The organism is Nocardioides candidus (assembly GCF_041321175.1).
Classification (GTDB): domain Bacteria; phylum Actinomycetota; class Actinomycetes; order Propionibacteriales; family Nocardioidaceae; genus Nocardioides.
Genome location: NZ_JBGGWC010000003.1, coordinates 208,966 through 223,792, shown reverse-complemented (window position 1 = coordinate 223,792; position 14,827 = coordinate 208,966). Strand labels below are relative to the sequence as shown.

Sequence of the window (14,827 nt, the reverse complement as noted above, 5' to 3'; positions counted from 1 at the left end):
GTCGAGAAATAGTTGCCCCAAGTTCTCGCAAAACCGTGCACGGCTCTCTCAGGTTCGTCTTAGGGTCAGGATCCTTCCCCCAGGTTCCTCGGTCGTTGCTCGCGCCCGATGGTCTTGACCCTGCTTTGCCCTGTGTCGCCCTCGTTGTCACGCCCTTACGAAAGTGCACTCATGCCTTCAGTACGTCAGGCCCTGGTGGGAGCTCTCGGCTCCGCCCTGGCCATCGCAGGTCTCTCCATCGCTCTCCCGACGCCGGCCCAGGCCAACCCCGGCGCTACCGCCCTCGTGATCAACGAGGTGTACGGCGGCGGAGGCTCCACGAGCGCGTCGGCGGCTTACAAGTCGGACTTCGTCGAGCTCTACAACCCGACGAATGGTCCGCTGTCTCTGAACGGTTTGAGCCTGCAGTACCGCAGCGCCACGTACTCCACGGGCCCTGTCTCCTCCGTGCTCGCGCTTCCGAACGTCGACGTGGCGAAGAAGTCGCACTACCTCGTCCAAGTGAGCAGCCCGACCAACTGCAGTCCGAGCTGCGGTGGAGCAGACCTCACGGCCCCTGACTTCTCCGGCACGACGCTCAACATGGCGGCCGGGGCTGGACAGGTCATGCTCGTCCAAGGCACGACCGGCGTCACGACCGTGAGCACGAGCATGCAGAGCGTCGCCAACGTCATCGACTTCGTCGGGTACGGAACGACTGCGACGTCCTACGAGACTGCGCGCACCAATGTCGCGACGGACAACACCAAGTCCACTCAGCGCAGCGTGCTCGGAGTCGACACCGACAACAACGGCGCAGACTTCGCCGCGCCCGCCACTCCGACGCCGCAGAACATGGCCTCCGACAACGCGGCCCCCGGCCTGGCGGTCACGAACCCCGGCGCCAAGTCCGGCGTGCGTGACGAGGCGATCGCGTCCTTCACCATGACCGCCACCGGTGGCAGCGGCACGATCACCAACTGGTCGGCGACCGGCCTGCCGAACGGCGTGACCATCAACGCCACCTCGGGTCTCGTCAGCGGCACGCCGAGCGCGACCTGCAGCTGCTCTGTCACGGTCACCGCGACCGATTCCGCCTCGGCGACCGCGAGCACCACCTTCACCTTCACTGTCGTCGCCCCGGTCCCGGCGACCCCGATCTCGGACGTCCAGGGCACCGGCGACCGCTCGCCGTTCGCGCCTGCCACGGGCACCGGCGCCGGTGACACCAAGACCATCGAGGGCATCGTCACCGCGCTCTACCGCACCGGTGGCTTCAACGGCATGTACGTCCAGACCGCCGGCACCGGCGGCGCCTCGGACGCAACCCCCGACGCCTCGGACGCGATCTTCGTCTTCGGCGGATCCAACCTCGTCAACATCCCGAACAACATCGCGATCGGCGACTCCGTGCGTGTGACCGGCGCCGTGAGCGAGTTCGCCGGAACCACCGAGCTCACGCCGCCCAACAGCGCCAGCGTGATCGAGATGGGCTCCCCGCTCGCCGCCGTGACCGGGCTCCAGATCGCCTACCCGACGACCGAGGCCGGCCGTGAGGCGCAGGAGGGCATGCTCCTCGCGCCGACCGACACCTGGACCATCGCCGACGTCTACTCGATCAACGTCTACGGCGAGATCACCCTGGCGACCGGCGACCACCCGCTCAAGCAGCCGACCGAGTACGTCGACCGCAGCGACACTGCGGGCATCCAGGCGATCATGGACGACAACAAGGCTCGCGCCGTCGTCCTCAACGACGCCGCCACCACCAACTTCCAGCAGAACCAGACCAACAAGGCCATCCCGCTGCCCTGGCTCACCGCCGCGAACGGTCAGCCGGTCACGAACGCCCCGCGCGTCGGTGCGCACGCCACGCTGCAGGCGCCCGTGATCCTCGAGTACCGCAACGGTCTCTGGAACTTCGAGCCCCGGCAGCAGGTCACCGGCGATTCGACCAACCCCGGATCGAATGTCATCTCCTTCGCCGACGACCGGACCGACAACCTGACGCCGCGCGACGTGGGCGGCGACATCACGCTCGCCACGTTCAACGTGCAGAACTACTTCCTGATGACCGGTGAGGAGTACGCCGACTCCGACAACCTCGTGGACCCGCCGCAGGACTTCCGCTGCACCTACTACACCGACCGGCAGAGCAACCGCATCGGCGACAACTCCTGCGGTGTGCAGCTCCTCGACGACCCCGACACCACGAAGGACGAGTCGAACGACAACAGCGGGTCCGGCCCGCGCGGTGCGGCGACCACGATCAGCCGCCAGCGCCAGGAGGCCAAGATCGTCACGGCGATCAACTCCATGGACGCCAGCATCGTCGCGCTGGAGGAGGTCGAGAACTCGATCAAGCTCCCCGCCGGCACCAACCGTGACGCGGCGCTGGCCCACATCGTCGACCTGCTCAACACCGCCGCAGGCTCCACCAAGTGGAAGTACGTCAAGAGCCCGGGTGAGGCGACCACCGCGTCGGCGATCGCCGAGCAGGACGTGATCCGGCCGGCGTTCATCTACCAGCCCGCGCTCGTCCAGCCCGTCGGCAAGTCGAACATCCTCTTCGGCACCAACGAGTTCGCGAACGCCCGCGAGCCGCTGGCCCAGGCCTTCAAGGCCACGGGCGCGCCGAACAGCGACGCGTTCGCCGTCATCGGCAACCACTTCAAGTCCAAGGGCGACAGCGGTGCCCAGCCGGCCGACGGTGACAACACCAACGACGCCTACGTCGGTGCGTTCAACGGCGACCGCACCCGCCAGGCCACCCGCTTGGTGCAGTTCGCCAATGACTTCGCCGCGGCGCACGACACCGACAAGATCTTCATGCTGGGCGACTTCAACGCCTACTCGCACGAGGACCCGGTCAACGTCATCAAGAACGCTGGGTTCCACCTGCTCGAGAGCGACCAGCCGGACGACAACTCCTACGCGTTCAGCACCCTCATGGGCTCCCTCGACCACGTGTTCGCCAACGACGCCGCTCAGGCCATGGTGACCGGCACCGACGTCTGGGAGATCAACGCCAACGAGGCGATCGCCTACAACTACAGCCGCTACAACTACAACGCCACCGACTTCTGGCAGCCGAACCTGCCGTTCGCGACGTCGGACCACAACCCCGAGGTCATCGGCATCGACGTGCCGGACTTCACGCCGACCACGACGAAGCAGGTGCAGATCGTCAGCACCAACGACTTCCACGGCCGGATCCTCCCCGACGGCGGCAACGCCGCCGGTGCGGCGCCGTTCTCGTCGGCGGTCAACGACCTTCGCAGCCAGTACCCGAACACGATCTTCGCGGCGGCCGGTGACCTCATCGGCGCCTCGACGTTCGAGTCGTTCGTCCAGCACGACGAGCCGACGATCGACGCCTTCAACGCGATGGGCCTCGACGTCTCCTCGGCGGGCAACCACGAGTTCGACCAGGGCTACGAGGACTTCGTGGGCCGGGTCCAGGACCGTGCGGACTGGCAGTACATCGCCGCCAACGTGCACAAGGACGGCGACGACCGGCTGGCCCCGACGTGGACCAAGACCATCGACGGCGTCAAGGTCGGCTTCGTCGGTGCGGTCACCGAGGACCTGCCGACGCTGGTCAACCCGGCACTCATGACCGGGGTCACCGTCACCGACATCGTCGACGCGACGAACGCCGCGGCGGCCGACCTCAAGGCCGACGGCGCCGACATCGTCGTGCTCCTCGTCCACGAGGGCTCGCCGTCGACCGACTGCTCGTCGAGCGCGTTCACCGACCCGGCGACGGTCTGGGGCAACATCGTCCAGAACACCTCCTCGCAGGTCGACGCGATCGTCTCCGGTCACACGCACCTGGCCTACAACTGCCGCTTCCCGGTCGCCGACTGGGCCGGTCACGCGGTGACCAAGCGTCCGGTCGTCTCGGCCGGTCAGTACGGCACCAACCTCAACCAGCTGGTGTTCAACTTCGACACCGGCTCGGGCGACCTGCTCGGGATCGACCAGGACATCGTCGCGACCGCCGGTGTCGGCTACGCGCCGGACCCGGCCGTCCAGCCGATCGTCGACGCCGCCGTCACCTACGCCAACAACGTGGGCAACAACGTGCTCGGCCAGACCACCGGCGCGATCAACCGGGCGGTCTACAACCCGCCGGGTGCGCCCGGCACCGAGAACCGCGGTGGTGAGTCGACGCTCGGCAACGAGGTCGCCGAGATCCAGCGGTGGGCGACCCAGCTGCCGGCCCAGAACGTGGAGGCCGACATCGCCTTCATGAACCCGGGCGGCCTGCGCAAGAACCTGGTCGTCACCGCCAACGGCAACGGCACGTTCGACGTCAAGTACCGCGACGCCGCCAACGTGCAGCCGTTCGCCAACACGCTGGTGAACATGGACCTCACCGGTGCGCAGATCAAGACCGTGCTCGAGGAGCAGTGGCAGCGCACGCCCACGGGCAACGTGCCGTCGCGTCCGTTCCTGCGGCTCGGCGTCTCGAAGGGGTTCACCTACACCTACACGACCGCGCCCGAGACCGTGTCGATCCCGCCGGCCGCGCCGGTGACGACGACCCGGGGCACGATCACCGGGATGTGGCTGAACGGCGTCCCGATCGACCCGGCGGCGACGTACTCCGTCACGGTCAACTCGTTCCTGTCCACCGGCGGTGACAACTTCCACGAGCTCGCCCACGGCAGCAACGTGGTCGACACCGGCAAGGTCGACCTGCAGGCGATGGTCGACTACCTGGGGGCCCCGGCGCACACGCCGGAGCCGGTCGACTACAGCCAGCGTGCGGTCGAGGTCGAGTTCCCGGCAGCCGCCCCGGCGTCGTACTCGCCCGGAGACACCGTGGCCTTCGACATCTCCTCGTGGAGCATGTCGAACGCGGGCGACACCAAGGACACCGACGTCGTCGTCAAGCTGGGCGCCGACACCGTCGGCACCTTCCCGCTGAACAACACGGTGGGCAACAAGCCCTACGACAACACGGGCACCGCGTCGGTCAGCGTCACGCTGCCGGCCGGCACCCACAAGGGCAAGCAGGAGCTGACCCTGGTCGGTGCGCAGACGGGGACCTCGATCCCGGTCGGCATCACCGTCACGCGTCCGACCACGGACATCCAGATCATCGGCACCAACGACTTCCACGGTCGCCTGCTGCCCGACGGTCTGGCTTCCAACCAGGACTGCAACACGGCCGGCGTCGGCTGCCCGGGGGCCCTGCTCTCCGGTGCGGTGAAGTCGCTTCGGGCGCAGAACCCCAACACGGTGTTCGCGGCGGCAGGTGACCTCATCGGCGCCTCGACCTTCGAGTCCTTCATCCAGAAGGACAAGCCGACGATCGACGCGCTCAACGAGGCGGGCCTCGAGGTCTCCTCGGTCGGCAACCACGAGTTCGACCAGGGCTACCTGGACCTCGTCGACCGGGTGATGAAGCCCTACGACGCGACGACGAACCCGTACGGCGGCGCCAACTGGGAGTACCTCGCGGCGAACGTCGACGAGCCGTCGGGTCGCGACGACCTGGCTCCCTCGTGGACCAAGACGATGAACGGCATCAAGGTCGGCTTCGTCGGTGCGGTCACCGAGGAGCTCCCGTCGCTGGTCTCCCCGGCCGGCCTCGAGGGCGTCACCGTCACCGACATCGTCAACGCGACCAACGCGGCGGCGGCCGACCTCAAGGCCGACGGTGCCGACGTCGTGGTGATGCTGGTCCACGAGGGCTCGCCGACCACGAACTGTGCGTCGACGGCCTTCACCGACCCGGCCACGACCTGGGGCAACATCACCCAGAACGTGTCCTCCGACGTCGACGCGATCGTGTCGGGCCACACGCACCTCGCCTACAACTGCTCCTACCCGGTGCAGGACTGGGTCGACGCGGGTCGTTCGGTCACCGAGCGCCCTGTCGTCTCGGCTGGTCAGTACGGCCAGAACATCGACAAGCTGGTGTTCACCGTCGACAACGGCACCGGTGAGGTCGTCGCCAAGACCCAGTCGCTCGTCGCGCTGACCGAGGCGAACTTCACCGAGGACCCCGCGGTCGTCACGATCACCCACCAGGCGAAGGCCCAGGCGGACGTGCTCGGCGCGCAGGTGCTCGGCCAGATCCAGGCTCCGCTCAACCGGGCGAAGCTGTCGAACGGCACCACGGAGAACCGCGGTGGCGAGTCGACGCTGGGCAACCAGGTGGCCGAGGTGCAGCGTTGGGCCACCCGCAACCCGGAGTCGGGCTCGGCGGAGATCGCGTTCATGAACCCCGGCGGTCTGCGCCAGGACATGGCGGGCACCGTCAACGGCGGCGCGCGCGACGTGACCTACAAGCAGGCCGCGGTGGTCCAGCCCTTCGCCAACACCCTGGTGAACATGGACCTGACGGGTGCGCAGATCAAGACGGCGCTCGAGCAGCAGTGGCAGCGTGACTCCGGTGGCAACGTGCCCACCCGGCCGTTCCTGCGGCTGGGCGTGTCGAAGGGCTTCACGTACACCTACGTGGAGACCCCCGTCACGGTGAACGGCACGGCCACCTTCCAGGGTCAGGTCACGGGCATGTGGCTCAACGGCGAGCCGATCGACCCGGCGGCGACGTACTCGGTCACGGTCAACGCGTTCCTGGCCTCGGGCGGCGACAACTTCCGTGAGTTCAACAACGGGACGCACAAGGCCGACACCGGCAAGGTGGACCTGCAGGCGATGGTCGACTACCTCGGCGCGAACGCCCCGTCGGGCTCGCCGCTGGCGATCGACTACAGCCAGCGTGCGGTCGAGGTGCACAACGTGGCCAGCCACTACGACCTCGGCAGCAACGTCGCGTTCGACGTGAGCTCGTGGACGATGTCGACGGCTGACGACGTGAAGGACAGCGAGATCACGGTGAAGCTCGGCAGCGACGTGCTCGGCACGGCGACGCTGGACAACACCATCGGCACCGCCATCTACGACCAGTACGGCACGGCCCACGTGGACGTCCCGCTGCCGGCGGGCACGGTCGCCGGGGTCTACGACCTCACGCTGGTGGGCGCCAACACGCACACCGAGGTGACCGTCCCGATCGAGGTCCACCGGGCCGCGACGACGGTCGACGCTCAGGACGCCCAGCAGGTCTACGGCAAGGCGGCCACCATGCAGGTGGACGTCACGGCTCCGGGCGTCGTCCCGACGGGTGGGGTCACGCTCCGCTCGGAGGGCGTGCTGCTCGGCTCCGGCTCGCTGGTCAACGGCTCGGTGTTCGCACCGATCGCCGCGAAGAAGCTCGGGATCGGCACCCACACGGTGACGGTCAGCTACCCGGGCGACGGCTCCGTCAAGCCAGGCACCGACACCGCCACGCTCACGGTGGTCAAGGCGACGCCGGCGATCGTCAGGAGCCGCACGGTGATCGAGTACGGCGACGCGGCCAGCGTGCCCGTCCGGGTGACCGCACCCGGCCTGGTGCCCGGTGGCACGGTGACGCTGTCGGTCAACGGCAACGAGATCGGCACCGGCACGCTGGTGAACGGCGCGGTCAACGTGTCCGTGGCGGCGAAGAGCCTGCCGGCGCAGGGAGCGGCCTACCAGGTCGACGTCAGCTACTCCGGTGACGAGTTCATCGACAGCGCGTCCGGCACGGTCGTCCTGGTGGTCTCGAAGGCGACCTCGACGGTCACCGGGGAGAACGTCGCCATGGCCCTCGGCGGCATCGGGCACATGGACGTGGGGGTCACCACCGCCACCGGCGTGGTCCCGACCGGCAAGGTGGTCCTGACCTACAACGGCACCACCATCGGGGCGGCGACGCTCACCGACGGTGCCGCCACGGTCACCATCCAGCGCAACAAGCTGGCGCCCAGCGGGACCTACGACGTCGTCGTGAAGTACAACGGCGACGGCTCGGTCAAGCAGGACACCGACACCGTGCAGGTGACGGTCAACTAGTAAGCGAGGCGAGGCCGGTCCGCACTGCGGGCCGGCCTCTCTCGCACCATCTGCGCGAAACGCGGATTTCACTCGCGCGGCAGCACTGAAAGTCAACGTTCAACAACTCCGGCCGCTCCCGGCCGTCCCCCGGAAGGTGTGCACATGCGTCCTGCTCGTCCCTTGGCGGCCGGAGTCCTCGGACTCGGGCTGACCCTGTCCGGCCTGGCGCTCGGCTTCGCGCCCGTGCCGGCACAAGCCAACCCGGCCGGCACCGGCCTGGTGATCAGCGAGGTCTACACCGCCGGGGGATCCGCCGGCGCGACGTACCACGACAAGTTCGTCGAGGTGTACAACCCGACGGCCGGGTCCATCACCTTCACCGGCTCGGTGCAGTACAGGTCCGCGACCGGCACGAGCACGGCGTCCGGCGTGGCCGTGATGAACAACGTGACGATCCCGTCGCACCACTTCTTCCTGGTCAAGGGCGGCTCGAACGGCTCTGACGGAGCAGCGCTCCCGACGCCGGACGTGACGTCGACCAACGTGAGCCCCGGCAACGCCGGCGGCACCGTGTTCATCTCGACCAAGACCGTCGCGACGACGCCGACCGATGCGTCCGTCGTCGACAAGGTCGGCTGGGGCACGAGCAACTCGCCCGAGGGCAGCGCCGCCAACGGCAACGGCCTGACGCTCAGCCTCCAGCGCAGCGCGAGCGGGGCCGACACCGACCACAACAACACCGACTTCAGCCCGGCCTCCCCGACGCCGGAGAACTCGACCTCCACGGGTGGCGGGGGCGGCGGCGAGCTCGCCGGCGTCAACGAGCCCAACGCGACCGCCATCGTCGACGTCGCCATGACGGACGTGGTCCTCGAGGCCACGGGCGGCACGGCGCCGTACTCCTGGACGACGAGCAGCACCCTGCCCGCCGGGGTCTCGCTGTCGTCCGGCGGCGTCGTCGGCGGCACCCCGACCGAGCTCGGCACCTTCCCGATCACGGCGACGGTGACCGACGACGCGGCCGCGACCGCCGACGTGACCTTCACCCTCACGGTCAAGGAGGCCGACGCACCGACGTCGATCGCCGAGATCCAGGGCAACGGCAGCGCGTCGCCGATGGTGGGCGACACGGTCACCACCGAGGGCGTCGTCACGGCGACCTACCCGACCGGCGGCTTCAACGGGTTCTACATCCAGACCCCCGGTGCGGACACGACGCCGGGCGCCTCGGACGGCGTGTTCGTCTACAGCGGCGGCCCGTTCGACGAGAGCACCCTGGACATCGGCGACTCGGTCTCGGTGACCGGCACCGTCGCGGAGTTCAGCACGCTCACCGAGATCAACATGACGTCGGTGTCGGCGATCGCCGACCTCGGCGACGTCGTGCCCAACACGGTCGTCCCGGGCACCGACTGCGCGCTCCCGGGCACCGGATGCCCCTCGCTCGCGGCGATCGACGCCGCGAAGGAGGAGGTCGAGGGCGAGGTCTTCCAGCCGACTGACGCCTACACGCTGACCGACGTCTACGACGGCGGGCCCTACGTGCCGGGCACCGCCACCAACTTCAACAACGTCGGTGAGCTCGGCATGGCCGGTGGCTCCGACCTCCCGCTGATCGCCCCGACCGAGATCATCGACGCCCAGGACACCACGGCGATCGCCCGGCGGACCGCGTGGAACAACGCCCACCGGGTGATCCTCGACGACGGCTCCAGCACGACGTACTGGAACACCGCCAACAACGCCACCGGCAAGGACACCCCGATGCCGTGGTACACCCCGACCAACCAGGTGCGGGTGGGCGCCGCCGTCACCTTCGAGCAGCCCGTGGTCCTCGACTACCGGTTCGGCTGGAAGCTGCAGCCGGTGCACCAGGTCACCGACGACGGTGCCGACCTGGTGTCGTTCGAGCAGAACCGGCCGACCCAGCCGGCCGACGTGGGCGGCGACATCAAGCTCGCCACGTTCAACGTGCTCAACTACTTCCCGAAGCTCGGCGTCGACTACGGCGGCTGCAGCTCCTACAAGGACCGGGCGAACAACCCGATCGCAGTGAACAGCTGCCCCGGTCTCGGGCCGCGGGGTGCGTGGAACCAGGCGAACTTCCTGCGTCAGCAGGCCAAGATCGTGAACGCGATCAACACCATGGACGCCGACGTGGTCTCGGTCGAGGAGATCGAGAACAGCCTCGTCGTCGAGAACCACAGCCGTGACGAGGCGCTCGCCATCCTGGTGACCGCCCTCAACGACGCGGCCGGTGCCGGCACGTGGGACTACGTCCGCTCGCCGGCCTCCGCATCGACGGCGACCAACAAGGCCTACCAGGACGTGATCCGCACGGGCTTCATCTACAAGCCGGCCTCGGTCGAGCTGGTGGGCGCTGCCGACATGCTGTTCGGCACGGCTGAGTTCGACAACGCCCGCGAGCCGTTCGCCCAGGCCTTCAAGGCCGTGGGTGCCGGCGACGCCGACGCGTTCGCCGTCATCGCCAACCACTTCAAGTCGAAGGGGTCCGGCACTGACGACGGCACCGGTCAGGGCAACTCGAACCCGTCGCGCATCGCGCAGGCGGAGAGGCTCTCGATCTACGCCGACGACTTCGCCGCCGCGCGCGGCGTCGACGCGGTCTTCCTCACCGGCGACTTCAACGCCTACTCGCAGGAGGACCCGATGCAGGTCCTCTACGACAGCGGCTACGAGGGCCTGTCGGGCGAGGACGAGTGGTCCTACAGCTTCGACGGCCAGTCGGGCTCGCTCGACCACGTGCTCGCCAACGCCGCGGCCGTGGACCTGGTGACCGGCGCCGACATCTGGGAGGCCAACGCCAACGAGACGGTGTTCAACCTCTACAGCCGCTACAACTACAACGCCACCAACCTCTACAGCACGGCGCCGTTCGGTGCCTCGGACCACAACCCCGAGGTCATCGGCATCGGCGGCTCGGACACGGCGGTCACCACCGTGACCGGCACCGACGTGCAGCAGGTCTACGGCAAGCCCGGCACGATGCAGGTCACGGTGACCTCCGACGGCGGGACCGTGCCGGCCGGCTACGTGTCGCTCAAGTCCGGCGGCGTCGCGCTCGGCTCGGGCGTGCTCTCCGGGGGCGTCGCCACCGCGAGCATCGCGGCGAAGAAGCTCGCCGTCGGCACGCACCAGGTGACGATCAGCTACGCCGGTGACGGCACCGCCTCGGCGGCCACCGGCACCGCGACCGTCACCGTCGTCAAGGCGACGCCGGCGATCGTCCGCAGCCGCACGACGATGGAGTACGGCGACGCCGCCTCCGTCCCGGTGAAGGTGACCGCCCCCGGCGTCGTGCCCTCGGGCACGGTGACCCTGTCGGTCGCGGGCAACCAGATCGGCACCGGCACGCTGGTCAACGGCGCGGTCGACGTGGACGTGGCGGCGCTCGCGCTGCCGGCGCAGGCAGCGGCCTACCAGGTGACCGTCGGCTACTCCGGTGACGGATCGGTCGCCGCCGCCAACGGCACGGTCGTCCTGGTCGTCGCGAAGGCGACCCCGACGGTCACCGGCACCGACACCACGATGAAGGTCGGTGGGATCGGCCACACCGACGTGACGGTCACGACCGGCACGGGCGTCACGCCGACGGGCAAGGTGGTGTTGCTCTACAACGGCGCCACCATCGGAGCCGCGACGCTGAGCGAGGGTCAGGCCACCGTCACGATCCTGCGGAACAAGCTGCCGACGGCGGGGACCTACGACGTCACCGTGAAGTACAACGGCGACGGCTCGGTCAAGCAGGGCACCGACGCCATCCAGGTGACGGTCAACCCGTAGCAGTACCCAGGAAGGGGCCGGTCCGCAGTGCGGGCCGGCCCCCTTCTGCGTCCTTGGGCGACGTCCTAGCATCTGCGCATGACCGCCCCCGAGGACATCGTCGCAAGGCTCACCGAGGTCGAGGAGACCGTGGCAGCCGCCGAGTCGATCACCGGCGGCCGCCTCTCCGCGCGGCTCACCGACGGCCCCGGCTCGTCGAAGGTCTTCCTCGGGGGCGTGGTGAGCTATGCGACCGAGGTGAAGGTCAAGGTCCTCGGCGTGCCGCAGTCGGTGATCGACGAGCACGGCGTGATCTCCGGTGCCTGCGCCGCGGCCATGGCCGAGGGGGTGCGGGAGCTGCTCGGCTCGACCTACGGGGTGAGCACGACCGGGGTCGCCGGTCCCGACACCCAGGAGGGCCAGCCCGTCGGCACGGTCTTCGTGGGCGTGGCCGGACCGGCCGGCACCGAGGTCGAGGAGCTCTCGCTCGACGGCGATCGCACCGAGATCCAGATGGCGACGGTCGGGGAGGCGATGTCGGCGCTGGGAGCCATGATGGACGTCGTCGAGGGCCGCTGACGTCCGGACGGCCGGTCGCGAAGCGGAACATCCGGGCCTCGGGTAGCGTTGGCCCCAGACCGGACGAGAGATGAGAGGAGTTGGGCATGGCGCTGTTCCGTCGGATGCTCGGTGACGTGTTGCGCGAGCGCCGCTCCGAGCTCGGCCTGACCCTCCGCGAGGTCTCCGGCGTCGCCCGGGTCAGTCTCGGCTACATCTCCGAGATCGAGCGCGGCCAGAAGGAGGCCTCGTCCGAGCTGCTCGCCTCCCTGTGCGACGCGCTCGAGGTGCCCCTGTCGCAGGTGCTGCGCGACGTGGCCGACGCGGTCGCCGTCGAAGAGGGCGCTCTCATCCCGATCGGCCAGCTGCCGACGTCCGACCAGGTCGTCGCCTCCGCCGCTTGACCGACAGCCCGTCAGCGCTGCTGGTGGGCGGCCGCCTCGAGGCGGGCGATGCGCTCCGCCATCGGCGGGTGCGTCGCGAAGAGCCGGGTCACGTCCTGGGCGCGGAACGGGTTGGCGATCATCAGGTGGCTGGCGTTCTGCAGCGGCTGCGTCGGCGGCAACGGCGCCACCTGGGTGCCGCGCTCGAGCTTGCGCAGCGCCGACGCCAGTGCCAGCGGGTCGCCCGTCAGGCGAGCGCCGTCCTCGTCGGCGTCGTACTCCCTCGTCCTGCTGATCGCCATCTGGATCACCATCGCGGCGAACGGCGCCAGCAGTGCCATCGCGATCATGGCGAGCGGGTTGGGACGGTCCTCGTCGTCGCCGCCGCCGAAGATCGAGGTGAAGGCGAGGAACTGGCCGATGGAGCTGATCACGCCGGCGACGGCCGCCGCGACCGACGAGGTGAGGATGTCGCGGTTGTAGACGTGCATGAGCTCGTGGCCGAGCACGCCGCGCAGCTCGCGCTCGTCGAGCAGCCCGAGGATGCCCTCGGTGCAGCACACGGCGGCGTGCTGGGGGTTGCGCCCGGTCGCGAACGCGTTGGGCGCGGCGGTCGGTGACACGTAGAGCGACGGCATCGGCTGGCCGGCCCGTTCGGAGAGCTCGCGCACGATGCGGTGCATCGCGGGCTGCTGCTGCTCGGTGACCGGGTAGGCGTGCATCGCCCGGATCGCGAGCTTGTCGGAGTTCCAGTAGCCGTAGGCCGTCGTGCCGACGCCGATGAGCGCGAAGATCCAGATGAAGGCCGCGTTGCCGGTGGCCGCCGAGATGGAGCCGCCCACGACGAGGAGCAGCGCGATGATGGCGCCGAACAGCGCCGTGGTCTTCAGTCCGTTGAAATGCCGGTGCACACCCATGTCAACGCGGTACCCGGCCCGGCCGTTCCCCTGCACGACGTGTTCAGGGTCATCTCAGGGGTGGATCTGAGGTCGCGTACTCAGGTGCTCGCGCCCCGCCTCACCGAGGCTGGTCGCATGACCGAGAAGACGGACCGCACGGCGAGGGAGGAGCTCGCGGCGTTGCTCGAGGCGATGCTGATCGCGGGGATCGTGGGCCTGTTCTTCGTGTTCCCCTGGTACTGCTTCGGCACCTACTTCTGCATCGAGGACTGCCACGGTCCGGCGCCGGAGGAGATCCACACGTACCGCGTCCTCGTCGGCGTGCTCGTCGTGAACATCGTGGCCCTCGGGGCGACCAGGTGGTCCCGCAGGAAGCCGGTCATCTGGGGCTGGCCCACCGTCGCGATCGCCGCCACGGTGGGTTCGGCGATCTTCTTCCAGGTGCCCGAGGTGAACTGGGCCGACGTGCTGCGACCGGACCCTCCTGCGCCGCAGAACACCCACTACGTGCCGTGCTACTCCGGCTCCCACGACTGCCCGGGTGGCTGAGGGCTAGCGGGGCTGGCAGGAGGGGCACCAGTACGTCGTGCGCTCCCGCCCCGGGCCGCCGACCTCTCCGGCGAGGACCGGCGTGCCGCAACGCAGGCAGGACTGGCGCTGACGGCGGTAGACCCAGACGGTGCCGCGGCGGTCGCCCGCGGTCGACGGGCGGCCGTAGTAGACCCCGTTGCGCAGCAGATGGTGGGCGCGCTTGAGCAGGCGTGCGGGGTCCTTGACCGCGCTGACGGGCGCCAGCGGGTGGAGGCCCTGGAGGAAGCAGGTCTCGGCGAGGTAGATGGTGCCGATGCCGGCGACCACGGTCTGGTCGAGGAGGGCCTCGCCGAGGGGACGGTCGGGGTCGGCGAGGAGCCTGCGCACGCCCTCGTCGAGGTCGAAGTCCTCGTCCATCAGGTCGGGCCCCAGGTGCCCGATCACGCCCGCCTCGTCGGCCGTCGGGAAGAGCTCGACCAGCCCGAGCGCGAAGCCGACCGCCTCGCGCCCGTCGGTCTTCAGCACGACGCGCGCCTCGTGGGCCGGGCGGGACCAGCGCTGGCCGCGTTCGTAGACCCGCCAGACGCCCTCCATCTTCAGGTGCGTGTGGAGCGTGAGCGGGGTGCCGTCGTGGTCGAGGCGGGTCAGCAGGTGCTTGCCGTGCGTGCCGGTGCCGAGCACCGTCGCGCCGGAGAGGTCGACGGTCGCGAGTGACGGCCAGCGGAAGTCGGACCTGGTCAGCACCCGGCCCTTGAGCCCTCGGTCGAGCCGCCGGGCCGTCAGGTAGACGGCATCACCCTCGGGCACCGGGCGACC

7 protein-coding genes are annotated in these 14,827 nt (G+C 69.3%); 5 read left to right on the top strand and 2 right to left on the bottom strand.

Annotated features, from left to right (window positions below):
- Window positions 1–171: 171 nt before the first annotated feature.
- The 4 genes from ACAX67_RS15390 (at window position 172) to ACAX67_RS15375 (ending at window position 12,602) form a co-directional block, all read left to right on the top strand.
- Entirely contained in the window at window positions 172–7,875 is a 7,704-nt protein-coding gene (locus ACAX67_RS15390; RefSeq protein ID WP_370704750.1) for an ExeM/NucH family extracellular endonuclease, read from the top strand.
- A gap of 144 nt (window positions 7,876–8,019) precedes the next feature.
- Window positions 8,020–11,661 carry an ExeM/NucH family extracellular endonuclease gene (locus ACAX67_RS15385; protein ID WP_370704749.1) on the top strand — a complete coding sequence of 1,214 codons (3,642 nt, stop codon included), beginning with the start codon at window positions 8,020–8,022 and terminating at the stop codon, window positions 11,659–11,661.
- Between the two features lie 78 nt (window positions 11,662–11,739).
- Window positions 11,740–12,219 (top strand): CinA family protein, encoded by a 480-nt coding sequence (locus ACAX67_RS15380; protein WP_370704748.1) that lies wholly within the window; start codon window positions 11,740–11,742, stop codon window positions 12,217–12,219.
- A gap of 80 nt (window positions 12,220–12,299) precedes the next feature.
- Window positions 12,300–12,602, top strand: coding sequence for a helix-turn-helix domain-containing protein (locus ACAX67_RS15375; RefSeq protein WP_527891032.1), 303 nt, complete (start codon window positions 12,300–12,302; stop codon window positions 12,600–12,602).
- An 11-nt stretch (window positions 12,603–12,613) separates the two neighbouring features.
- Here the strand turns inward: ACAX67_RS15375 and htpX are convergent, their stop codons facing one another.
- Entirely contained in the window at window positions 12,614–13,498 is an 885-nt protein-coding gene (htpX, locus tag ACAX67_RS15370) for a zinc metalloprotease HtpX (protein WP_370704746.1), read from the bottom strand.
- Window positions 13,499–13,615: 117 nt separating this feature from the next.
- Between htpX and ACAX67_RS15365 the strand changes: the two genes are divergently transcribed.
- Window positions 13,616–14,029, top strand: a complete 414-nt coding sequence (locus ACAX67_RS15365) for a hypothetical protein (protein ID WP_370704745.1) — start codon at window positions 13,616–13,618, stop codon at window positions 14,027–14,029.
- 3 nt (window positions 14,030–14,032) lie between these two features.
- Here the strand turns inward: ACAX67_RS15365 and ACAX67_RS15360 are convergent, their stop codons facing one another.
- A complete protein-coding gene (locus ACAX67_RS15360) occupies window positions 14,033–14,818 on the bottom strand; it encodes an Fpg/Nei family DNA glycosylase (protein ID WP_370704744.1) in 786 nt (261 codons plus the stop codon).
- Window positions 14,819–14,827 lie beyond the last annotated feature (9 nt).

Excerpts from the sequence above, each read along its gene's own strand:
- ACAX67_RS15390 (WP_370704750.1), top strand. The coding sequence starts at position 172 with ATGCCTTCAGTACGTCAGGCCCTGGTGGGAGCTCTCGGCTCCGCCCTG.
- ACAX67_RS15385 (WP_370704749.1), top strand. The coding sequence starts at position 8,020 with ATGCGTCCTGCTCGTCCCTTGGCGGCCGGAGTCCTCGGACTCGGGCTG.
- ACAX67_RS15380 (WP_370704748.1), top strand. The coding sequence starts at position 11,740 with ATGACCGCCCCCGAGGACATCGTCGCAAGGCTCACCGAGGTCGAGGAG.
- htpX (WP_370704746.1), bottom strand. The coding sequence starts at position 13,498 with ATGGGTGTGCACCGGCATTTCAACGGACTGAAGACCACGGCGCTGTTC.
- ACAX67_RS15365 (WP_370704745.1), top strand. The coding sequence starts at position 13,616 with ATGACCGAGAAGACGGACCGCACGGCGAGGGAGGAGCTCGCGGCGTTG.